Raw genomic sequence first — 22,170 nt, forward strand, 5'->3', positions numbered from 1 at the left:
GCTTTATCCCCTAAGCCAGTACCCCAAAATCAGAAAAATTAATTGTCCCACCATACCGGAGTAGTCATGGCATCGGGGCCCTGCTGCGTGAGGGCGGCTTGGTAAGAAGCAGGATTCAGCCGCTGCTCCGACTGCGGATAGCGCAGGCGGTGAGGTACTTGGCCATTAGTTTCGCCGGTGCTGGCAATAGGGCGTAGATTCGGGAAGCCCGTGCGGCGGTACTCCGCGTATGCCTCAAACCCGTTGTGCCCAAATAAGGAAAGCCACTTCTGGGTAATAATCTGCTGTAAACCATTGGCCGGAGTAAAACGCACCTCCGGCTCCTGTAAGTAAGCGGCTACCACCGCAGGGGTAGAGATGCCTGCTAACGCTAATGACTCCCGCACCCCGGTAGTGTACCAGTACTCCGCCGTGCCAGCATCGTCCCATCCTCGCAGGCTTGCCTCGGCCCGCAGAAAGCAGACTTCCGCGTACGTGAGCAGGTTCTGATCGTTCGCCAGGGAGCGGTAGCGGGCGCCTGCCTGCGAAAAGTAAGCGGGGCTGTACTGCCGAAGTGTAAGCTGCACCGTAGACAGCCCGTTAGGTAAGCCAATACGCGCCGGGTTCAGTTCTGATACGGCATCAACGAAGACGAGCAGCCGAGGGTCGTGGTAGCGAGTTAAGTAGTCAACCAGCGTGGCGCTGATGCGGCAGTCGCCGAAGCTAAGGACCACGGCCAGCGGGTTCTGGTTGATGCGGATACTCTCGCCGGTATTCTTCATAATGGCCGACTCCTGGTTACTTTCCATCACGCCATCGGCCAAGGCTGCCCGTACCTGCTGCTCGGCCAGCTGCGGATCGGCATTGGTCAGGCGCATGGCCGTGCGCAGGCGCAACGAGTTAGCAAAGTGCCGCCACCGGGCGTTAGCGCCGGCTGTGGTAGGGGCCGGAAATGCGGCGGCCGGGTTGGCATACAGAAGGTCCGCAGCCTCATAGTTGCTGAGTTGGGCGTCATCGAGAGCCGCTGCTGCTTCTCGTAGCTCCCGCAGCAGGTCAGAGTAAATGCCGCGTTGCGCATCGTAGGCCGGTTGGGTATGACCGTCTGCGCCCTGAAAGGCGGAAAAGTACGGCACGTCGCCCCAGTAATCGGTAATACGCTGAAAGAGGAACGCGCGCCAGATGCGGGCTTGGCTGAGCTTGTTGACGTCTTTCGGATTCTGATTTACGTGTCGGATAGCCTGCTGCAGATCCATCCCATAGCCCGAGTAGAAATCATTCCAGAAGGTAGTCGCCCACTGGTCGTTGCTCTCGTACCGGTCGGTGCTGAAGCCGGGGGTGGAGTTGGCAAAGTACTGCACCCACATGTTTGCGTGCAGATGCTCGCCCACCTGCTGGTCGTTGTCGTATAGGCTCCCGTACTTTAGCGCCCGCGAAAACAGCATGTCGGCCGAGGCGTCACCGGCTTTGGTGGGGTCCGTGTTGATTTCAGCAAACCTATCCGTGCAGGCTGCGGTCAACAACAGCCCTAGGGCGCAGGTCAGACAACGAACAGAGCAAGGAAAAAGTCGTCGCATGAGCAAGTCAGCCGCAGCTGAAGGTTAGAAGTCCAGGGTAAGGTAGTACCCAACGGTTCGGCTGTTCGGGTAAGCCCCTGACTCTAGGCCCTGGGCCCGGGAAAGGTTATACGCCGATTCTGGGTCGAAGCCCGCAGTGCTGCGCTTGAGAAACCCCAGGTTGCGGCCGACAAGAGCAATACTAGCTCCTTTAAAGCGTCCGAGTCGGGCAGCCACAGGTGCCGGCAGCCGGTACGTAAGGGTCACTTCCCGAAGTTTGATAAACGTGGCGTCGTAAACAAAGGGCTCCGCAATAGTTGATAAGCGGGCCCAGTACGCCTGCGGGTTCACGTAGCGGCGGCTGGGTGTGTACGTGTTGTCGGGGTTGCGTAGGAGCCCTTCGACCAGTACGCCGCCGGTGGGCGTCCAATCAGCTGTCGATACCTGAGCAGCCTCACGGGCAGCCTCCGAGGCGTACCAGCCCGCCCGCCCGCCCAGCGTGGCGCCAGCATTGCCGAACAGGGCCGCTTGCTGCTGAGAAACAGAATATATCTGGCCGCCCCACCGGGCATCCAGCAGCACGCTCAAGCTCAGGCTGCGGTAGGTGAAGCGGTTGAGCAGGCCCCCGAACCAATTAGGCTGAAAGTTGCCCAGGCGGGCCGTCGTCGTACCCGGCTCCAGCGGAAGGCCATCAGCGCCCACTACCAGTTGCCCGTCGGGGGCGCGTTGGAACTGCGTGCCGACAATGTCACCGAACGGCCGGCCTACTTGTGCCACAATGGCCACCCGGTTGGCTTCGGTTCCTAGTTGATAAGTGCTGCTCCCCTCGTTGAGGCGTACCACTTTCGAGCGGTTTGTGGCCCAGTTCAGCGTCAGGTCCCACTGCAGGCGGGTGCCGGGGCGCAGTGGAGCCGCGCTGGCAAGTATTTCCAGCCCCTGATTCTGAATGTTTCCGGCGTTGATGAGCTGGGTCCGAAAACCGGATGCGGCCGCTACCTGCACGCTCGTGACCTGGTTAAAGGTATTGGTGCGGTAAGCCGTTACATCCAGGCTCGCCCGGTTCTTACCAAAGCGCATTTCGGAGCCCAGCTCAATGGAGCGGGTAAGCTGGGGCTTGAGGTGCAGCACGGCCAGTTGATCCTGTAGGGTAGCAAACGGCTGCCCCAGGTGCGAAGCGCCTACCCCAGGGGCTTCGGGTACACCCGAGCCAAAATCGTACTGAGTGGTTAGCTCGTAGGGCCCCGCCCCCTTGCCCACGCGCGCCCAGGAGGCGCGCAGCTTGCCTGAGGTAAGCACCGGCGAATGCCAGCCCAGCAACTCAGTGTAGGACGTAGCCAGCGAAGTGCTGGGGTAGAAGTACGACCAGCTGCCGCGGGGCAGGGTAGAGTCCCAGTCGTTGCGGCCAGTAGCTTCCAGAAACACCGCTTCGCGGTAGGCCAGCAGGGCGCGGGCAAAAACTGACTGCACCTCGAGCCGGGAGTAGGAGTGTACTGGCGATTTGCTGGCGGCATTATTCAGCGTAAACACATTGGGCGTCAGCAACCCCTGCCCGGTCTGACCGCGCGTTTCGTTGTGCTTCTGCAGCAAGCTGCCAAATGCCTGCCCCGTCAGGGACCAGTGCGGCCCCAGCCGGCGGTTGCCGCTCAAAATAAAATCAAAGTTATCCTCCTGCATCGTGAGGCTACTTTCGGCAACCCCACCCCGGTCTGGTACGGCTGTGCTATTCCAGGAGGTGTAGCTGGCATAGCGGTACCCCACATCCGTGGCGTAGCGGTCGGTGCCGCCGCGCAGCTGCAGCCACAGCCAGTCGGTAAGATCGTAGCGCGCCGTTACGGAGCCATTGAGACGGTGCTGAGCCGCCTGATTCGTGTTGAGGTAGGCGGCCCAGAAAGGGTTCTGACGCATGGTAGTACGAAAGGCCGTACCCCGGTTCTGATTCCACAACACGGGTTGCAGAGTCTGCGGGTCGCGGTAAGGGCGCAAATCATCTAGGTCAATACTGCGCGGCAGACGCTGAAACTGGGTCATTACGTTGTCGGGATTTGCGCCCAGCGTTGGCCGGTTGCCATTGCGCGAGTAAGTATAGGCCACTTTCACATCAACCCACAAGCGGGTAGTCAGCTGTCGGGTGCCGCGCAGGGTCACGAAGTCGCGGCTAAGCCGGCTGTTAGGGTAGGTAGTGCGTCCTCGCATATCCGCCACCGAGACGCGTAGCGTGGAGTGGTCGGTACCCGTAGACAAGGCTACTGTGTTGGTCGTAGTATAACCTAGTTGAAAGAAATCCTGGAGGTTAGTGGGCTGGGCAGCATAGGGCTTGAGTTCACCCGTCCAGTGTCGTACCAGCTGCCCTTCCATGCGGGGGCCCCAGCTGCCCACCAGCTCCCGGGCTTCCTCCAGTTGCGGGTATCCTTCCGGAGTAAGAAGCAATTGTCCTGCTGCATCCGTCAGAAAGTGCCCTTGGCTGCCCTGGCCGTACTCATTCTGGTAGTCAGCCAGCACCTGTGCCTTGTCAAACGTAGTGGTCGAGCTAACCTTCAGGGCAAAACCAGGCTTTCCCTTCTTTGTAGTGATAACCAGAACTCCGTTGGCCGCGCGGTTTCCGTAGAGCGCTGCCGCATTGCCACCCTTCAGCGCCGAAATACTCTCGATATCCTCGGGGTTAATCGAGGAAAGCCCGTCCCCTGAGTCGTACCCGCCAAACCGGGTAGCCTGGAGCGGGTTGCGGTTGTCAATGGGTACCCCATCTACCACCACCAGCGGCCGACTGTCGCGGGTAAGGGAAGTATAGCCTCTGATAATCAGGTTGGTAGAGCCCATAGGCCCCGACCCAGTGCGGCTCAGGTGCACCCCCGCGAGTTTGCCACTTAAGGAATTAACAAAGTTAGGCTCCCGTGATTCAACCAGGCTAGCTCCTGCTAGCTCCTGCACTGAGTAGCCCAGCGACTTCCGTTCGCGGGCTAGCCCGTAGCCGGTTACCAGTACTTCCGCCAGTGAGCGGGTGTCTTCTTGCAGCGTAACGAACAGCTGGGTTTGACTGCCTAGGCGTACCTCCCGGCTGGCAAATCCCAGAGAGTTTATAACCAGCACGGAATCAGTAGGTACAACTCGGAGGGAAAAATAGCCTTCTGCCGAAGCCACAGTGCCGCGAGAAGTCCCCTTTGCCTGCACGCTGGCGCCCGGTAGGGCTAGGCCGGTGCCCTCCGCTACTACACGGCCCTGCACGGAGCGCCCCACAATTGCTGGCACCGGGCCGGGGGCAGCGCTAGCAGCAGAGGCCGGCGGTGATACCCGGGACAGCAGGATAATCTGCTGCCCGACGATACGGTAGTCTAAACCAATGGGGTGAAGTAACTGCTGCAGGGCTTCCTGCAAGGGCACTTTAACAAGGCTGAGCGCAGGGGCAGAACGGCCCGATAACTGGTTGTTGCCATATACAAAAGTGTACTGGCTTTGCCGCTCCAGTTCGCGCAGTGCCGTAGGAAAGTCGCCGCGACTGGTGTGCAGTGTTACGACAATCGCAGTCGTTTGCGCCACAAGCGGGTGGCTATGAACAACAAGTGCTGCGAGTACCGCCGCGGTACCAACTTTTCGTCCATAGCGGCTCCATCCTGTGCCGATGTTAACCCATGCTTCCACTACGGAAGACAGCGGCCAATACTTCATGCAATCGAAAACGCAAATAGGGGTAGAGCAAGTCGATTCCCCAATATACGCCGTTCTGGCTTATAGCGCGTGTACTGCAGGAGCAGCCAAAGCTGCCGGTGCGCAACCCGGACCGGTGATGAGCAGCCGCTCGTTGGTCAACTCAAAGCCGAAGGTTCCGGTGAGCGACAGGATGCTTACTACCTCGCGCAGGCTTTGGTCGCGGAAGCGGCCGGTCAGCTGGCAGCGCCGAAGCTCCTCGTTGGCAAACTGTACCTGCACATTATAGTGACGCTCCAAGGCGCGGGCCACGTCGGCCAGCGACGTGGCCTGAAACACGAAGCCGCCCCGGCTCCACGTGGCGTAATCCTGGCTGTTTACCGTTTCCCGGCGTAGCGCTTCCGTTTTTTTAGAGTACACCACGCGTTGGTTTGGCACGGCATACACCGTATCGGGGGAGGTAGCCGACTCAGTTCCAGCGCGGATAAAGGCAACCTTGCCCGTCACCACCGCCGTTTCCATGGTTTCGTCTTCGTGGTAGGCTTTAATGTTGAAAGACGTGCCTAGCACGCGCACCTGCTCCTGCCCTAGGTGAATAATGAAGGGCTGCTGCCGATTCGGTTTCACGTCGAAAAAAGCCTCGCCATCGAGATACACTTCCCGCTGGCCCCCTCGAAATGACCTGGGAAACCACAGGTGGCTGTCGGCATTCAACCACACGGCGGTACCATCGGCTAACAATACCTTGGAGGTAGCCCCCCGGGCTGTAGTCATCTCCTCGAAGGCCAGCGGAATGTCGGTACCGTTGACAGAGTGGTGGTAGCGCCAAAATCCTACGGCGGCGCTGCCCGCCACTACCAAAGCAGCCACTGCTGCTGCCACGCGCGTACGCCACCACGGTGCTGGGGCAACAGGCGTCAGAAGCACGTGGCGCCGGCTTGATGCTTGGGGCACGTGCTCTGTTGTGGCCGAGTCATCGAGTTGAGCCAGCAGGCGGTGCAGCGCGGCAGCCGTGTCCTCCGCCGACACAGCCGGGGGCACCGGGGTCTGCCAGTACCGGATGGTTTCCTCGTACACGAACTGCTCCTCGGCAGTAGCCTGGGCTAGCCATGCCTCCAGCACCTCATGCTCTGGAGTGGAAAGCTCACCGGCCAGTTTCTTCCCGATAAGTTCGTGTAACGCTGATAGCTCCATGTTGAAAAACAGGAGCTGAGTGCGGCTCCTGTACCATGTACAGACATAATTGCTGGCGGATTCCCCTAATCACGCCCAAAAGGTGGCTGAAATTACACGGCAGCACCCGCAGAGTAGGGTTCGGAATTACGCTGATACCCCAATCGTGGTCAGTGCTACGCTCAGGGCGATGCGCAGCACCCGGTTAGCCGCCGTGGCAGTGGGGGAGGCCCGCAGGCGCACGTAGTGGTGAAGCTCCGCACTGATTTTTTTGATGGCAATGCCCATCTGCACCTCTACGGTTTTAGCCGAAATACCCATGATTTCCGCTACCTCCCGGTACTTGAGGCCATCTTCCCGAATCAAACGAAAAATAGCCTTACACTGAGGCGGTAGCTTATCAACTGCCGCCTGAATCTGGGCTTGCAGTTCCACTGTCAGTAGCTCCCGCTCCGGGGTCATTGGCTCCACGGTCAGGCCCAGCGGCACGTCCTCCAGGGAGAGATTGGGCTGGTTTTCCATTTTCTGCCGGTAGTTCAGGGCTTGGTTCCTGACGGCAATATAGAGGTAGCTGGTAATGTGGCTGACCGCCGTTAGAGTAGCGCGTTTTTGCCACAGCTTCAGAAACACATCGGCCACCGCCTCCTCGGCTAGTTCCCGGGCCCGCACGTAGTGCATGGCAAATGTGAGCAGCTTGCCGTGGTAGCGGGTGAAGAACAATGCAAAGGCCTGCCGGTCGTCAGCGGCTATGCGCTGCACAAGCTCTTCGGTAGTGGGGGAGGCGGCATTCATCTGCATACGTCGGCGAAAGATAGTTGCCCCTAGGGGGTAAAGCAAATAAGCTCAGCTATATAGGCAAGAAGGCCGTAAAATCAGATACGTAAGGTAGGCCACGGCGCAATAAAAGAGGTGCAGCTACCCAATGCCTCAAGCGAGAGATTTTCTTCCGCATAAAGCCGCCGTAGGCTGCTCAAATTTCCAGCGGACAAAGGGTTCACTAGCTACGTACTCCGGCAGGCTCGGCTAGTCGTAGAGCCGGGCCGTGGTGCGGCTGCGCTCCTCGGCCTGCAGTAATGGACAATATCCCTTGCCACTGCCTCCCGAAATTGTTTGGCTGCGCAGGCCCGGCTGGAACAGTAGCTACTGGTCTACCAGAGGATAAAAGTCTTCTTACCCGAGTGCCGATACACACTAGGTCAAGTCACAAAACGAGGAACCTAAGTGCTCTTGAATGCGCAGAATCTGTTAAAACAGGGGATAAAACACTCCTCCCAGGCATCATAGGTCAGTCACAATCTGGGTATGTTGGTCCTTTCCTTTCGCCTAGTTGTGGTGCATCTTGCAAAGATCAGTTTGGGTAACTCCACCCGCTGGTACTCTAGCACAACTATGCTTTCCTCGGATGTTAAAGATGCTTACCTGCGTCAGCTTGGCTTTATTCGTCTTTCGCTTTACCGTTCCTGGGACTACCCCGTAACCAGCGCGGAGCCTTCCTTTATTCCTGCTTCTGACGTCCGTTACGAACACCAGTTCTCCGCTTCTGATGGCACCCGGCTCTATGCGTACGCTTGGGTGCAGCAGCCCGGCTACCTGCTCAGCACTGCCCGGCACCTATCAGCCTTAGGGCAAATTGTGGCTGAGTTGGAAACCAATGACTTAGCAGGGCTGCAGGCGCAGGTCAGCGAGTTTTTCCAGCGGCACGGGGGCTGCTCCCCACTGCCGTTACAGGGATGAGCCGTAAACTACAATGCACCAAAAACGAAAAGGCCCTTCACTCGGAAGTGAAGGGCCTTTTTGTGGTAATGGTTGAACCACAAGCTTTTTCTAGTATGGTACACAGATATGGCTTTCAGGGCTATTTTAGGCTGTTCTTGCTAAGAATTGCAGCTTTGTTTTCACTATATTCTACTGTTTTTGCATACTAAACGCATACTAAACCGTATAAGGGGTATACTTCAAAGTTCCTCTATTGATGAAAGCTGCTAGCCTCGTACTTCGAAATCCTAAGGATGGTATTGCGACCCTTTACGCTGAGTATAGCCATGACAGGAAGATTAAGCGAGTGCCTACTGGAGTAAAGGTTGTTCCTCGACTTTGGGATGCCACCAACAATACTATCAAGCGCAATGGGTCGGCAAACCCTGAGAAGGACACACAACATGTGCGTGATATCTTATCCAGAGTCAATGGTTTATTGCGGGACCTGCACAAGAAGCTAGAACGGATGCCATCAATAGATGAGCTGAATGCTGCTTTAGAAGCAAAAGAGGCTCCAATAGCTTCATCTCTTACGGTATGTGGTGCTCTCGAACAGTTGATAAAGACAAAACGTCCTACGAAGCAGGAGGCAACTGTAAAAAGCCTAGTAACCTTGCTTCATAACATCGAAGTTTATCAAGTCGCAAAGAAGACAACTTGGCTAGTAGCAACATTAACCAATGCGCAGGTTGATGAATGGCAAGATTGGTTGATGCATACCTATGCTTACAAGAATTCAACTCTAAGAAAGCGTGTACTGTTACTTAAGCAACTCTTCAATGAGAGCGTAGAAAGCGTGCCTATAGCCTTAAATATATCAAAAGTGAGGCCTAAGTACAGCCAGGGCGAGAAAGTCCCGTTTACCTTAAATATGAGCGAAATAGAGGCAATCAGAGCCTTAGACCTCTCAAAGAATAAACGGCTAGAGAAATCAAGGGATATGTTGGTACTACAGTCCTTTACTGGGCTGCGGTGGTCTGATTGTAGTCGATTAGAAAAGCACCATATCAGTAATGGGATGATAAAGATGAGGATGCAGAAGCTGAAGGACAAGCGAACTTCTGTGCCCTTATTACCTCAAGCCAACCAAGTTATACATAAGTATACTGACCCTGAAACTGGGCAATTACACCTGCCCATCATCAGTAATCAAAAACAGAATGACTATATCAAGGAGCTATGTGCGCTAGTACCAGCTCTAAATGAAATGGTGCTAGAGGAATACAGCAAGGGTAAAGAAACTATAGAAGAGAAGGTACCCAAATACAAGCTGGTTGGCACTCACACAGCTCGACGTAGTTTCATTACGCTCTGTCTGGAGATGGGGGTAGAGGCTAGAATAGTCATGGGCTGGTCAGGGCATGCTACTTATAAATCCTTTCAACGCTATGTTAACAAGTCACAAGGCCAAGTTGATGCTGCTCTACATTTCGCCCAAGCTTACGCTGCAAAAGCCGCTCAGTTGACTTCTTAACTTCGAATATCTAGGAGTGTAAAGGCCCGTCTAATGACGGGCTTTTTTTATGCTATTGTAACAAGTGCTAAAAGTTGTTAGTATCATTTATACCCTGAAATTGAAACTTGAAATAATAATAAATATGAAAAACCGAAACAACGGACAATCAAGTAGTGCCGTGGCTCCGAGTTTGTTGCCAACAGTATTCTCTAGCCCTGTAATTACAATGGAACATGCGGCTTTCCTTCATCTCTGTCAACAAATTGCTGAGCTGCATAAGCTAATTGCTGACCAAAAGAAAGCTAATCAGCCTGAGCGATTTTACGAAGTAGTAGAAGTAGCGAAACTGCTAAAGTACAGTTCTAAGACAGTTCGAGAATGGATTAACTCAGGTAAATTACCAGCCTACAATACCAGTTCAGGTACAGGAGTCAGGAACTCTATAAGGGTCACAGAATCTGACCTGAGACTTTTTATGATGGGTAATCGATTATAAGTCTCTGGCCCTAACTGTAGGGTATGCCATAAGCATCAGAAATAAAGAAACACTGTACTTAAAAACAGACTACGACATGACTACTGACAACATCACTACATCTAATCGCGGCATAGATTCAGTTAAGCTGCTTTTCCCATTAGATAGCCTTGCTTCCGGTTCTACAAAGCCACGAGTGTTTAAATCAGGGCAAAGAAATAAGAATCAGTTTCCAGAAGGACTTATCTCAATTCTGCCAGACTATTACAGTGCAGGGTATAATGTGGAGGTCAAATCTAGTATTCTAGGTGAGTCAACACAGCTAATACATTCAGGGAATGTTCAAATAGTGTTAGAGAAACTAAATGCTTCGGGCTATATTAACTTGGTTTCTGATGCTATGAGCAAAGCCTGCATTCAGTCAGGAGATTTCACAACAGACGTAATCACTGAAGACGACCCAGACGAATACTTGAGGCTTATTAAAGCGCTCTATACAGGGGTCCGGTATCGCAAGGAGACATACAGAGGAAAAGAAAACGTAACTTTTTACTACGACCTTGCTAAAGGGGGGCCTAACAAGGTCAAGTTGACACTTTATAACAAAGGGGTTCAATCTAAAGGCAGGGTATTTCATCCGCATACTTTACGGTTCGAAGTACGCCTGAAAAATTACAAGCAACTGCGTAAGCATCTAGGCTTAACTGAGAGCAAAAGTGGGGATGGGATTAAGCCTATATCATTCTTGGAAGCACTAGGCTCCAAGATGAATCCTGTATTTAACATTTATAACGATGTTACTCAGGAGATATATCAACCTTCAGTTGTCTCTGTTCCTAATCCTTTTCAATGCATTAGCACTACTATCGACAAGCAAGTGCTTTTTAGAGGCACTCTGACATCGCGGAAAGAGCTTGAGCGTTATGCTTTACTCAAAGAAGCCGGTTATAGCCTCGATAATCTTTACAGCCTTGTGAAGCCCACACTGAAATCATTCCCAGGAAAAGCTAGGACCGTAGCTCCTTACGGTGCTGTCCTCGCTAACTTCAATATGTACAATGCTCAGTTGCAACCTGAATACAACAGGCTGCTGGAGATTAACGAAAAGCTGAGGCTATAACCTAGCGCTTTCTTAATATAGAATGCTTCTGTTTTAATGCAATAATCAATATACTTAAGGTAGGTTACATTTATTGTTGTATGAGGTGTTAATAATAGGTGATGAGTATTGTTTAATTATCAGGTATAAAGTTATCTCTCACTATATTTCCAGCCACTTATATCACCTCCGAGTAATATATGCCAGCCTTTACTTTCACAAGTAAAAAATATGCCAGAATCGACAAAGCAACAAGACACCTCAATAGGCTCCGCATTTTCCGATATTGATATTAAATCGCCAGTTTCAGTGTCTACAGCTCTAGAAGAGCTTCGCAACTTTAATACTATTTCCTCAGAAGAATTTTTAGCGATTTGAGTGACTCTAAGTCTCATTCCTCCCTTAGCTAATACAGGTAATTCCGTCTCAGTATAGTAGTTTGGGAAAGTTTCTTGAATTGAAGGCGGGAGGAATTTGAAGAAATCCTCATACATAGAGCTAGGTTTAGCCTGTATTTCAAGTGTTGATGGTGGAATTTCTATAGCCTGTAATTCAGTGCCAGGACCATTGGAAGACGCTAAATGCCTAATGTTTGATATTTCGAGTCTATTTGTATTGGAAATGTTATTGCGTATTCGATTTATTAACTCAAGTGAACTATAATGGTGGGCTATTTGCATTGTTTGAGTTTCAGATGCAATGACAGCCTCCAAAGTCTCATCGAAATATACATGGTAGTGTCCAGTTATTGATGAGGCAATTCTCAATGTGTCCTCTTCTGAAGCTAAACCAAGTTTTTGGTTTACTTCCTTGTTCCATTTCATTAGTAATATCAATATTCCTAATGCAGTAGTTTGCCTTTTGGAAAAAACAAACCAATTTATAGAGCCTACTACTCTTTGTAAATCACGATGCGTGGGTATAAGTCGATTTCTATACCATAAAGCTAAGGCTGACTGGGTAATTTCAGCTTCTGAAAGCTTAGTAATTAGCTGTGTTGCCTTTATTTCACCAAAATCTCTTGCATATAATTTAAAAATATTAGTCACTAGGATAGATAATTGGTCTTGCATTTAGTACTGAAATTAAAGGGTTACAGCTATTTGCCTAGAGGGCATTTCATCATAGGTTTTTCCGTCTAATAAACGGCCAGTAGCTTTCTTATTCACGCCACCCCATTGTTTAAAGAAAAAAGCTGTGTTTGTATTTCTACATTGTTGTTGAATGTCCTTAACCCAAGCTTCCTCAATTGGCCGAGACTTTCTTCCTGACTCCCCCCCTACAATAACCCAGTCTATTCCTTCTAAGTCGAGTTCAGGTAATGGACCTAGAAGAGGTTCTAGTGATAAGAACTTCGTCTTTGCCCCACAGGCTCGAAGAGAATCTATGCGATGTTTGACTTTGCTGTCTTCAACAGAGACACCCATCCAAATATTATCTGTCCATAGAAGGGCATCAGAGAACCTCTCTAGTACATCTCCTCGCTTCGTCAAAACCTGAAAAATATGCTGTGGGCACAAATTCATAGTTGAGAAAACTCGTCGAATGAATGACAATGGGACATCCTCATGAAATAAGTCACTCATAGAGTTCACAAAGACCGTTTTAGGCTGCTTCCAACTAAAGGGTCTAGTAAGCTCATCTTCATGCAGCGAGAGTTCGAAGCCTTTGGCGTACTTATCAATGCCCATAGCCTTGAGTCGCTTTGCCATCACTTCAGCATAGCAGTTCTTACACCCCGCTGATATCTTGTTACAGCCAGTAGTTGGGTTCCATGTAAGCTCGGTCCATTCAATACTTGACTGTGCCATTGCAAAATATATTAGTAATTAGCTAGAATTGCTAGCTAAATTAGGAAATTTAATTAAGACTCTTTCGCCAAGGGTAGGCTGGCCCAGCCTCTTTGGACGCAAAGGTCGGCTAGGGGTAACAGTTATCAGCCCTTGCTCCTCTAATAAGAGCACTGCCTTACGGTAATCCTTTTCTAAGTACTTGGTAGTAAATTGATGCTGATTGTGTAAGTCAGGATAGGTTAGCTCTTTACCAGCAAAGAAGCTTTGAAGTTGCTTGGCTAGTATTTCTAGTGGCCTAGGCTCTTGAATAAGCAATTGTTGTACAGGTCCACAACCAGGGTTTGGGTTGTGTTCAAATAGCTGGCCTGTTCCTGCACTAGTACTTTGCCCAGCCATGATTTCTTTCATAAGCGCATAACCCCGCTTATCAGTTGTTGCAAAAATAAGGTGGTGGGTTGTGCGGCTACCATGTTCATCACGGAACCGGAAATCAATTGTGTAAAGGTTCGAAGCTCCTACCGATTCTTTCAAGGCCTGTTCGACCGCATTTACTATAGCTTTCTCTCTCTTAGCTGACCTGATTTGTCCTTGGTCAGTAATAGCATCAAGTTCCTGTCTGAGCAATTCAGTGCGCTTTTCTCCAAACAGTAACTCCATAGTCTTCCTAAGAGACTTGTCGCTGTGGTGGATAGCAGCATTGATTCTATTGTAGTTAAAGAAAAAAATTACTTCGCATCCAGGTTTACGGAGAATAGATGCGAATAAGTCAATAGATAAGCCCTTGTAACCCCAAGGGTCTGCAAATACTAGGGTAGGAGCACGCTTAGTATCATTAAAGAGTTCGGTTACCTCTTTGCTTCCCACAACTAAATTGGTAATGACAGGGCGATACTTCAGAGTTTCAAGACCTGGATATGAGGCAACCTCTTCTTGTAAACGTGAAAAGGTCTTCTCATCCTTTTCATTTAGAACAAGGTGGACGTACTGGCGAAACTTCGGGTTCTCAATGACCCTAGCTAGTATCTTCAGTGGAGTAGATTCCTGGCCATCATCATACCTTCCTTGCCCAGCGAATAAGTCAGCATATACCAATCTAGGTGAGAATCGATTTGGGTAACGCTGCATGTGACCAATCAATATATTGGCCCACCCATCAAAATAATGGTCTACAATAGTAGCCTTGATAAGCGAATGCTTCTTCTGCTCTTCAAAGAAGTTCGCTGATTTCCACGCACGCTTTCTTTGGTTAGTTCTGGCCTTTGCTAGCATTTTTGGACCGCATGCTTGGCAAAAGGACAGGGATTTAGCCCTGGTAAATTCATTTACAAAGCTTGTCTGCTCAGGTGTCAAATAACCTATGTTGGCAAAGAGGCTTGGTTGAGAAATCGGGGTTTGACAATTGGGGCAATTTTCTAAATAAGCAAGCATAAGTATAGTAAGTGAACCTACAAGTTACTGGCTTACTGATATACTTCAAACTCGATATATCTAGAAGTTTTTTTACCGGGTATTAACCCCCATATAACTATCCTTAATAGTACTTATAGCCTGAGCAATAAGCGTTTATTGTACCTCGAAATCAGCCTTTAGAGTCTTGTAAAGCAATATTTACAGTAATATCAAAGTTGAATAAACGCAAGGTTTCAAAAAAGGACATATTAAGCCCTTTTGTAAGCAGGTATCCGGTAGCCTCTCCCCCCGGTGAGGGGGGTAGTCAATTAATGTAGGGTATGCAAAGAAAATATACGCCCCAAAATTTAGCCGGAGTTTAGAAAGCTTGTTTTAAGCCTCTTGTTTGTGTAGGTGTTAAAATAAAAAAGGCCTCATATAGAGGCCTTTTGTGCTTATGTGTTCTTCAATGTCGAATGCCAGAATTCGTGATTCTCATCGAAGAAAACAACGTAGAAAACGTTTCTAACAATATGGCCAATGAGGCAATGAACTCCATCAACGTGGATTCTAGCCCAGTTGGCATCCGGAGGAACCTGTCTAGGGTGATAAAAGCTAGTTTTGTCGCTAGGTGGAAAGTTACCATACTCAGTAAACTTATCACCGTCTAACTGTTCCCTGAGAGGACGGAGGCAGTAATTCCAAAGTGTATGCATTGCCTCAGATAGCTTCTGCGACATCTGCCAATGTTCAAAAGACTGCCCCTGTTCTCTATCTAAATGTTGAAAACTAAGGAGGAAATTGCCGTTATCAATATCATTGACGCTTGCAGATAAACGCTTCTTCAGCGCTTGCTGCATAACAGTCTCTTGATTATGAGGCTTAAACTTCGCCTTCGCCATACAAGAACTGCTTGTAGTAACGCATCATCGAATCTTCAGATAGAGTTCTATCACAACGGTCCGCAGGTCCATAACCACGGCGAGCCTCAATCCAAGGAGTTTCGCTATGGGTCATTGCTTCCAAAGCATAAGCTGACTTCGGACCAAACTCAGCAAGTACATCATTGATGAACTCTACCTGGTCAGGGCTTAGTGTTGAGCTTAGGCGTTCTGCAGGAGTTGGTTCGCCTTCTTCCTGTTGAAACTTTACTTCACCATGCAAGACGGAGAAATCCTTAATCTCGTCGTAGATTTTACGCGAAACTGGACCATGCACCCATGCTTGAAACTGGTCATCAACAACAGGGCTGTCGAAGTAAGCTAGGTGGTAGGCTTGAATATAATATAAAAGCTTCTGCAGCTTAAGGTGCGAAACTCCACCATTTGGTGCCACCTGGGTGATAATGTACTCACATAAGTGGGTAGAATCAATTTTAGCAGGCTTAGTAGTGGGGAGGGTAGTCAACATGGCTGTATTATGAGATATAACCCTACTTAATTGGGCTGCAAATGTAACGTTAAAAGCATGCTACAAGTGCCATTGCTCATCAATGTAGCAAAATTTTTCCTAGGAATTTTAGCAATGTTGCTTTAGAAGTTCCAACCTAAATACGTTAAAAAGGCTATTTAGTGTACCCTAGGAGTAATAAGAAACCTTACTCAATAATGGTGTACGCGAACAAGTACTTTTATATTACTCCTGTGAAATTAGGAGGCACAGCATACTAGAGGTATACTAGGATAAAACAATAAGCCCGTAACATGCTCTTAGTGAGTTTGTTACGGGCTTGTATTGTGGTAATGGTTGGAATCGAACCAACGACACCAGCATTTTCAGTGCTGTGCTCTACCAACTGAGCTACATTACCAGCTCTTGGTTCCCCAGAGGCGTTGTGGCCGTTGGGGAGCACAAAAGTAGTAAACCAATTTCAACCTGCAAGCCGTATTGAAAAAAAAATTTTTAGCCGGGATCAGGCAGGCAAAAAGGCAGGCGAAGTCTGTAATTTGTTATGCATAACGACTATATTTCGGCCTAAACCCAAACCTACCCATTTCCCGTGCACTTTTCTTTTCAAAACATTCTCTTTCTGCTAGTAGCAGTGGCGGGCTTCGGTCTGTTCTTCTGGCAAGCACGAAAGATTCGGGCCAATATCCTCGTCGGGCGCGACCGGGATATGAGCGGCAATGTGAACGAGCGGTTGTGGAAAACGCTGCTGGTTGCCTTTGGGCAGCAGAAGATGTTTAAGCGCCTAACGCCGGCGCTGCTACACTTGGTCGTGTACATTGGCTTCATTGTTATCAACATTGAAGTCATTGAAATTCTGGTAGATGGCATCTTCGGTACTCACCGCTTCCTGCAGTTTCTCGGGCCGGTGTACTCAGCCCTTACTGCTACCAACGAGTTGCTGGGAGCCCTAGTTATTCTGGCGGTAGCGGCCTTCTGGTGGCGACGTAACGTGCAAGGTGTACGTCGGTTCACGGGTCCTGAAATGCGGGCGTGGCCCCGGCTGGATGCCAACGTCATTCTCTACATCGAGGTGATTCTGATGCTGGCGCTCTTCACAATGAATGCGGCTGACCTGAAGCTGCACGGCTCGGCGCTACCTGGCGCTTTTCCCATAAGCCAGTTTTTGACTGGGTTGCTACCTGATAGCCCGGCTGCCTTGCACGTGCTGGAGCGAGTAGGCTGGTGGGCGCACATTGTAGGCATTTTGTTGTTTCTGAACTACTTGCCTTCGTCCAAGCACTTCCACATCATCCTGGCCTTCCCGAACGTGTACTTTTCGCGGCTGGTGCCGCAGGGGCAGTTCTCGAACGTGGAAAGCATCACCCACGAGGTGAAAGCCATGATGGACCCAACTTATCAGGTGCCTGCTCCGGCCACTGAACCCGATGGCTCGGCCGCAGCGCCTACCCCCTTCGGCGCCAAAGACGTGGACGATCTGGCCTGGACTAACTTGCTCAACGCCTACTCCTGCACGGAGTGCGGACGCTGCACTTCGGTGTGCCCGGCTAACCTAACCGGGAAGCTTCTGTCGCCTCGTAAAATCATGATGGATACGCGGGACAGGGTAGAGGAGAAGTATAACTCGCCGCTGATTTTCAGCCCCAACCTCTACGGTAAAGAAGCCAAGCATAGCGAGCAAGAGCACCTGGATAAAGAAAACCACACCCTATTGCGTGGCTACGTAACGCCCGAGGAACTCTGGGCCTGCACTACCTGCAATGCGTGCGTTGAAGCCTGCCCGGTGAACATCAATCCTCTGGAAAGCATTGTAGAGATGCGACGCTTCCTGGTGCTGGAGGAATCGGCGGCCCCTAACTCGCTGAATGTGATGTTCAGCAACATCGAGAATAACGGTGCTCCGTGGGCATTTTCCCCGTCTGACCGCTTCAATTGGGCCGACGACCTATTCCTGACAGAAAAAGGCACCTCGCTGGCAAAGCAAGCCTAGGCCTACTCTCATCTTTAAACTGACACCTGTCAACCGCTATAATGGCTGAGCAAACTGCTAAGCGTCAAATCAACGTTCCGATGATGGCCGACCTGGCCGCCCGGGGCGAAACTCCGGAGGTTTTATTTTGGGTAGGCTGCGCCGGGGCCTTCGACGACCGGTACAAGCGCGTTACCCGGGCTTTCGTGCGTATTTTGGAGCATGTGGGCGTGAAATATGCCGTGCTAGGGATGGAAGAAACCTGCACTGGCGACCCGGCCAAGCGTGCCGGTAACGAGTTCCTGTTCCAGATGCAGGCCATGCAGAACATTACTACCCTCAATGGCTACGGCATTAAGAAGGTAGTCACGGCCTGCCCGCACTGCTTTAACACGATTAAGAATGAGTACCCGGCCCTAGGCGGCGAGTACGAGGTAATTCACCACAGCACTTTTCTGCAGCAGCTTATTAATGAAGGTCGGGTGACGGCTGAAGGAGGCGAGTCGTTCAAGGGCCGCCGCATCACTTTCCACGACTCTTGCTACCTGGGCCGGGCCAACAACATCTACGAAGCGCCCCGGGCCGTGCTGGAAGTGCTGGACGCCGACCTGCTGGAGATGAAGCGCTGCAAAACCAACGGCCTCTGCTGCGGAGCCGGCGGCGCTCAGATGTGGAAAGAGCCTGAGCCGGGCAAGAAGGACATCAACATTGAGCGGGCTGAAGAAGCCCTGGCTACCTTGGATGGCAACGCCGACGTGCTGCGCCATCTAAACGGGGTAGAAAGTACGGCCCCGGCCCTGCCTGCTGGCTCCAACCACGGCGGCAGCGTTATTGCGGTAGCCTGCCCCTTCTGCATGACCATGATGGCCGATGGCGTGAAAAACAAAGAGCGGGAACAGGATGTGCAGGTGTTTGATCTTGCCGAGCTGATTGCCTCTGCCGAGGGCCTCAACGCCTAAGAACTGCCTTTGCCTTGTCTTGCTCTCAATGCAGCCCCGCCGGAACTTCTGAGCGGGGCTGTTTCTTTGTATACCACGGCGCTTCACGGTGACGGATACTCTCTGCCGGTTCTCAGGGTCAGCCACCGTCGACATCGTCTTTTTATCCGCATACCTTACGGCTTATGTACGTACCCTTGAGTCAATTGCCAGCGTCAGCACGCATCTGGATTTATCAGGCGGAGCGGCCCTTTAGTTCTGCGGAGCTAGCGGCCGTGCAACCCGCCCTGCAGCATTTTGCTACCGAGTGGACCAGTCATGGACGTATGCTGGCAGCTTCGGCCGAGGTGCTGCATCAACAGTTTTTGATTTTGGCCCTGGATGAAGCTGTGGCTGATGCTAGCGGGTGTTCTATTGATGCCTCTGTGCGGTTTGTACGCGAGGTAGAGCAGCAAGTGGGCCAGCAGTTGCTGGAAAAGTCGAAGTTGGCTTTTCTGTTGGAAGGCACGGTGCATCTGCTCGACCGGCGCGAGCTGCGGGCAGCCGTGGAGACTGGTTTACTACGCCCCGACACGCTCTATTTCGACAACACCATTGCTACAGTAGGCCAGCTGCGCACGGCCTGGCCTGCGCCGGCTGCCTCTACTTGGCTCAGTCGGTATTTTCGGCCCGTAACCTCCTGAACAGGAAATTCGTCCTGCCGGTTGTATCTTGATATACTTGCTGCCAAAATGTTCGTTATTCGTTTTGGTATTGCCCCCATCCCATTCCTGCACTTCATGAAAACCTATATTCTACTAGGAGCACTAGCCGGCTCGGCCGCCTTGCTCGGCGGCTGCGCTACTTCCGGTAGCCTGAGTAAGGCTGATAAACGCTTCGCCCAAGGGGAATACGAAACTGCTATCGGCTTATACAAGAAAGATGTAGCAAAGGGGCGCAATGTAGCGCAGTCGAACTATCGGATTGCGGAAGCCTACCGGCTCTCAAACCGTTTGGAGCAAGCAGAGCCGTATTACAAAGCGGCCCTGGATGGTAAGGCCAAAGCCCCGGACGCTGGGTTTCGCTATGCCCAGGCCCTGCGCGCGGTAGGTAAAACGGAGGAGGCTGCTACCCAATTTGAAACCTATGCGCAAGCCGGCAGCAACCGTACGCTGGCGGAGCAGGCGGAAGCTGCGGCCCGTACTGCCCGGGCTTCTACAGCCATCTTAGCCCTGCGCACCAACGACGAGGTGACACCGCTGGATCAGATCAACACCCCAGCCGCTGAATTCAGCGCTACCCGTATGCCAGAAACCAAAGAGCTGGTTTTCGCTTCGGGGCGGGAGGGCAAGGTGTTTCAAGGTAACGGGGAAGGATTCAACGACTTGTATGCCATCAAATTTGAGGACGAGCAGAAGCTGACCGGTGGTACCGTCCGGAAGCTCGAGCCTATCTTTAACTCCGATAACCGCCACGAAGCCAGCGCTACCTACTCGCCCGACGGGAAGATGATGGTATTTGCGCGCTCCAACGATGGATCGAAGAAGGGATACCTCAGCGTTGACTTGTGGGCCTCGTACTACCGCAACGGTGCCTGGACGGAGCCCGAGATTCTGCGCGTAGTGAACAGTAGTACCGCTGACGAGTTTTCGCCGGTATTCTCCCCCGATGGGCAGACGCTCTACTTCACTTCCACCCGTAAAGGCGGCCTCGGGGGCAACGACTTGTATAAGTCAACGATGGAAAGCCCTGGCCGTTTCTCTTCCCCCGAAAACCTGGGTGACCAGATTAACACATCCGGCAACGAGAACTTCCCCGCCATTGCCCCGGATGGCACCCTGTATTTTTCCTCGGATGGCCATCCGGGCTTTGGCAAGCTCGACATCTTCAAGGTCCAGAAGGGCAAAGTGGTAAACCTTGGGGCACCTATTAACAGTAACGGCGACGATTTTGCCCCCTTCTTCACGAGTCAGCGAGTAGGTGTATTCTCCTCCAACCGCGCTGGCGGTAAAGGGTCAGACGACTTGTACCTCTTCCGGGAGCGGCCCTACAAGTACGTGACCTTTTACGCCGATGGCACCTTGGTAGAGCGTAACGATAGAACCGGCTCATCAGCTCCCATCGCCAACGAAACCGTTACCCTTTACAGCAGCAACGGGCAGAAACTGCAGGAAGCCACTACAGGAGCCGATGGAAAATTCAGCTTCAAGCTCGACACGGCTACTGCTGCTTACTCCTTGGTAGCAAACCGCTCCGGCTATTTCACAGCGCGAAATTCGTTGAGCACTATAGGACGTCGGCCGCCCCAAGAAGCCTTGCCAGATCTAATGAACGATATACGAGTGCCCGTTACCCTCACGCTCACCAGAATCGTGAAGAATAAGGCCATTGTCGTCGACAATATCTTTTACGATTACGATAAAGCAGATATCCGGTCCGACGCTGCTGTGGAGCTAGATAAGCTGGTTCAAACACTAAACGACAACCCCAAAATTACCATCGAGCTTAGCTCCCACACCGACTCCCGCGGTAAAGACGCCTATAACTTAGCCCTTTCCCAGCGTCGTGCTGAATCAGCGGTGGCTTACATCGTGTCAAAAGGCATCGACAAGTCGAGAATAACGGCTAAAGGATACGGAGAGTCTCGTCCGGTTATCAAAAACGCTAAGACGGAGGAGGACTACCAGCGCAATCGTCGCACAGAGTTCAAAGTCACTAGAATCGATGAGTAATTTATAAAGCGCCAAGACAAGTGAAAAGCTGAGCTGCGTGAGCAGCTCAGCTTTTCACTTGTCTTGGCATTTGGGTCGCATTTCCATCTCAATTCTTCTAATGAGTAGCTTATGCGACCAGCACCTGCCATCGGACGGGGTTTTAGAAGTAATGATGCTCTCATTATCAGTTTGTTAACCTGAATTTCTTGTTGATCTCCAGTAAAAAATTACTGTATGCCCCCATGCCGTGAGAGATAAACCAAATTAAGATAATAAGCCTTCAAAAAGATCATAGCGTTTGGGAAACGCATTTATCCTTGTAGTTTTGCACTCCCAATCCGAAACGCGGTTGGAAGACAGACTCACTCAAGTTTGCTTTATCTATGGATTGTTAGGGTGTAAACTCTGATTAGAACGAATAGATAAAAAATGCGAAAGTCTATTGCAATTTTGAAGTAAGCCTCTTTATCTTTGCAGCCCGCTTCAACAGGAAGCGCGAGCAAGAGAAGAGAGCAATAAAAAAGTTTGCCGCTTTTCTTGCTCTACTAGGAAAAAGCAGTACCTTTGTCGCCGCTTCCGATAGAAACGCTATTGGCGTAGGGAAGGCAAGGCAAGCAGCTTGCCACGAGGCTGGTTCCAATAGGGGACTGGCAGACGTTCTTTGAATGATTGGAAAAGACAAATAGGTAAGGCAGCGTGGGCGAAAGCTCGGGCTGCGCATAAGCAGTGTTCCCGGGCATGACTCGGGCATACACTACAGAGTCGGATCAGCACTTGACATCGGCCCTACTGCGGTAGGTGCTACGTAATTTATACAATGGAGAGTTTGATCCTGGCTCAGGATGA

At 51.2% G+C, this 22,170-nt stretch carries 17 protein-coding genes and 1 tRNA gene; 8 read left to right on the forward strand and 10 right to left on the reverse strand.

Annotated elements, in window-relative coordinates:
* Nucleotides 1-38: 38 nt before the first annotated feature.
* From K3G63_RS15870 to K3G63_RS15885, 4 genes are all read right to left on the reverse strand, one after another.
* Nucleotides 39-1,553: a SusD/RagB family nutrient-binding outer membrane lipoprotein gene (locus K3G63_RS15870; RefSeq protein WP_220615053.1), complete on the reverse strand. Its 1,515-nt coding sequence runs from the start codon at nucleotides 1,551-1,553 to the stop codon at nucleotides 39-41.
* A 24-nt stretch (nucleotides 1,554-1,577) separates the two neighbouring features.
* Nucleotides 1,578-5,066, reverse strand: coding sequence for a SusC/RagA family TonB-linked outer membrane protein (locus tag K3G63_RS15875; protein WP_220615054.1), 3,489 nt, complete (start codon nucleotides 5,064-5,066; stop codon nucleotides 1,578-1,580).
* A 189-nt stretch (nucleotides 5,067-5,255) separates the two neighbouring features.
* A complete protein-coding gene (locus tag K3G63_RS15880) occupies nucleotides 5,256-6,368 on the reverse strand; it encodes a FecR family protein (protein WP_220615055.1) in 1,113 nt (370 codons plus the stop codon).
* A gap of 126 nt (nucleotides 6,369-6,494) precedes the next feature.
* Nucleotides 6,495-7,145: an RNA polymerase sigma-70 factor gene (locus K3G63_RS15885; RefSeq protein WP_220615056.1), complete on the reverse strand. Its 651-nt coding sequence runs from the start codon at nucleotides 7,143-7,145 to the stop codon at nucleotides 6,495-6,497.
* A 591-nt stretch (nucleotides 7,146-7,736) separates the two neighbouring features.
* Between K3G63_RS15885 and K3G63_RS15890 the strand changes: the two genes are divergently transcribed.
* The 4 genes from K3G63_RS15890 (at nucleotide 7,737) to K3G63_RS15905 (ending at nucleotide 11,156) form a co-directional block, all read left to right on the forward strand.
* Nucleotides 7,737-8,081 carry a hypothetical protein gene (locus K3G63_RS15890; RefSeq protein WP_220615057.1) on the forward strand — a complete coding sequence of 115 codons (345 nt, stop codon included), beginning with the start codon at nucleotides 7,737-7,739 and terminating at the stop codon, nucleotides 8,079-8,081.
* Between the two features lie 238 nt (nucleotides 8,082-8,319).
* Nucleotides 8,320-9,579, forward strand: coding sequence for a site-specific integrase (locus tag K3G63_RS15895; protein WP_220615058.1), 1,260 nt, complete (start codon nucleotides 8,320-8,322; stop codon nucleotides 9,577-9,579).
* A gap of 100 nt (nucleotides 9,580-9,679) precedes the next feature.
* Nucleotides 9,680-10,057: a helix-turn-helix domain-containing protein gene (locus K3G63_RS15900; RefSeq protein ID WP_220615059.1), complete on the forward strand. Its 378-nt coding sequence runs from the start codon at nucleotides 9,680-9,682 to the stop codon at nucleotides 10,055-10,057.
* Between the two features lie 76 nt (nucleotides 10,058-10,133).
* Nucleotides 10,134-11,156: a hypothetical protein gene (locus K3G63_RS15905; protein WP_220615060.1), complete on the forward strand. Its 1,023-nt coding sequence runs from the start codon at nucleotides 10,134-10,136 to the stop codon at nucleotides 11,154-11,156.
* Nucleotides 11,157-11,287: 131 nt separating this feature from the next.
* Here K3G63_RS15905 and K3G63_RS15910 read toward each other — a convergent pair whose 3' ends face one another.
* From K3G63_RS15910 to K3G63_RS15935, 6 genes are all read right to left on the reverse strand, one after another.
* Nucleotides 11,288-12,208 (reverse strand): hypothetical protein, encoded by a 921-nt coding sequence (locus tag K3G63_RS15910; protein WP_220615061.1) that lies wholly within the window; start codon nucleotides 12,206-12,208, stop codon nucleotides 11,288-11,290.
* A gap of 12 nt (nucleotides 12,209-12,220) precedes the next feature.
* Nucleotides 12,221-12,946, reverse strand: coding sequence for a DUF5131 family protein (locus tag K3G63_RS15915; protein ID WP_220615062.1), 726 nt, complete (start codon nucleotides 12,944-12,946; stop codon nucleotides 12,221-12,223).
* Between the two features lie 18 nt (nucleotides 12,947-12,964).
* Nucleotides 12,965-14,356: a three-Cys-motif partner protein TcmP gene (locus tag K3G63_RS15920; RefSeq protein WP_220615063.1), complete on the reverse strand. Its 1,392-nt coding sequence runs from the start codon at nucleotides 14,354-14,356 to the stop codon at nucleotides 12,965-12,967.
* A 416-nt stretch (nucleotides 14,357-14,772) separates the two neighbouring features.
* Entirely contained in the window at nucleotides 14,773-15,177 is a 405-nt protein-coding gene (locus K3G63_RS15925; protein WP_220615064.1) for a hypothetical protein, read from the reverse strand.
* A 22-nt stretch (nucleotides 15,178-15,199) separates the two neighbouring features.
* Nucleotides 15,200-15,727, reverse strand: coding sequence for a Panacea domain-containing protein (locus tag K3G63_RS15930; protein WP_220615065.1), 528 nt, complete (start codon nucleotides 15,725-15,727; stop codon nucleotides 15,200-15,202).
* 327 nt (nucleotides 15,728-16,054) lie between these two features.
* A tRNA-Phe gene (locus tag K3G63_RS15935) sits at nucleotides 16,055-16,127 on the reverse strand.
* Between the two features lie 189 nt (nucleotides 16,128-16,316).
* On the opposite strand from K3G63_RS15935, the gene K3G63_RS15940 reads away from it, so the two are divergent.
* The 4 genes from K3G63_RS15940 to K3G63_RS15955 all read left to right on the forward strand — a co-directional run bounded on the left by K3G63_RS15940 (nucleotide 16,317) and on the right by K3G63_RS15955 (nucleotide 21,342).
* Complete coding sequence (locus tag K3G63_RS15940; protein ID WP_220615066.1) at nucleotides 16,317-17,714, forward strand: 4Fe-4S dicluster domain-containing protein; 1,398 nt, start codon at nucleotides 16,317-16,319, stop codon at nucleotides 17,712-17,714.
* An 83-nt stretch (nucleotides 17,715-17,797) separates the two neighbouring features.
* Entirely contained in the window at nucleotides 17,798-18,652 is an 855-nt protein-coding gene (locus K3G63_RS15945; RefSeq protein ID WP_220615134.1) for a (Fe-S)-binding protein, read from the forward strand.
* A 164-nt stretch (nucleotides 18,653-18,816) separates the two neighbouring features.
* Nucleotides 18,817-19,314 (forward strand): hypothetical protein, encoded by a 498-nt coding sequence (locus K3G63_RS15950; RefSeq protein ID WP_220615067.1) that lies wholly within the window; start codon nucleotides 18,817-18,819, stop codon nucleotides 19,312-19,314.
* 96 nt (nucleotides 19,315-19,410) lie between these two features.
* Complete coding sequence (locus tag K3G63_RS15955) at nucleotides 19,411-21,342, forward strand: OmpA family protein (RefSeq protein WP_220615068.1); 1,932 nt, start codon at nucleotides 19,411-19,413, stop codon at nucleotides 21,340-21,342.
* Nucleotides 21,343-22,170: the final 828 nt, after the last annotated feature.

Origin of the sequence: Hymenobacter sp. HSC-4F20 (assembly GCF_019599275.1) — a bacterium.
Taxonomy (GTDB): domain Bacteria; phylum Bacteroidota; class Bacteroidia; order Cytophagales; family Hymenobacteraceae; genus Hymenobacter.

What these genes read in the sequence shown, in the direction of transcription:
- K3G63_RS15870 (WP_220615053.1), bottom strand. Translation starts at nt 1,553, where the DNA reads ATGCGACGACTTTTTCCTTGCTCTGTTCGTTGTCTGACCTGCGCCCTA.
- K3G63_RS15880 (WP_220615055.1), bottom strand. Translation starts at nt 6,368, where the DNA reads ATGGAGCTATCAGCGTTACACGAACTTATCGGGAAGAAACTGGCCGGT.
- K3G63_RS15885 (WP_220615056.1), bottom strand. Translation starts at nt 7,145, where the DNA reads ATGCAGATGAATGCCGCCTCCCCCACTACCGAAGAGCTTGTGCAGCGC.
- K3G63_RS15890 (WP_220615057.1), top strand. Translation starts at nt 7,737, where the DNA reads ATGCTTTCCTCGGATGTTAAAGATGCTTACCTGCGTCAGCTTGGCTTT.
- K3G63_RS15895 (WP_220615058.1), top strand. Translation starts at nt 8,320, where the DNA reads ATGAAAGCTGCTAGCCTCGTACTTCGAAATCCTAAGGATGGTATTGCG.
- K3G63_RS15905 (WP_220615060.1), top strand. Translation starts at nt 10,134, where the DNA reads ATGACTACTGACAACATCACTACATCTAATCGCGGCATAGATTCAGTT.
- K3G63_RS15910 (WP_220615061.1), bottom strand. Translation starts at nt 12,208, where the DNA reads ATGCAAGACCAATTATCTATCCTAGTGACTAATATTTTTAAATTATAT.
- K3G63_RS15915 (WP_220615062.1), bottom strand. Translation starts at nt 12,946, where the DNA reads ATGGCACAGTCAAGTATTGAATGGACCGAGCTTACATGGAACCCAACT.
- K3G63_RS15920 (WP_220615063.1), bottom strand. Translation starts at nt 14,356, where the DNA reads ATGCTTGCTTATTTAGAAAATTGCCCCAATTGTCAAACCCCGATTTCT.
- K3G63_RS15925 (WP_220615064.1), bottom strand. Translation starts at nt 15,177, where the DNA reads ATGCAGCAAGCGCTGAAGAAGCGTTTATCTGCAAGCGTCAATGATATT.
- K3G63_RS15930 (WP_220615065.1), bottom strand. Translation starts at nt 15,727, where the DNA reads ATGTTGACTACCCTCCCCACTACTAAGCCTGCTAAAATTGATTCTACC.
- K3G63_RS15945 (WP_220615134.1), top strand. Translation starts at nt 17,798, where the DNA reads ATGGCCGACCTGGCCGCCCGGGGCGAAACTCCGGAGGTTTTATTTTGG.
- K3G63_RS15950 (WP_220615067.1), top strand. Translation starts at nt 18,817, where the DNA reads ATGTACGTACCCTTGAGTCAATTGCCAGCGTCAGCACGCATCTGGATT.
- K3G63_RS15955 (WP_220615068.1), top strand. Translation starts at nt 19,411, where the DNA reads ATGAAAACCTATATTCTACTAGGAGCACTAGCCGGCTCGGCCGCCTTG.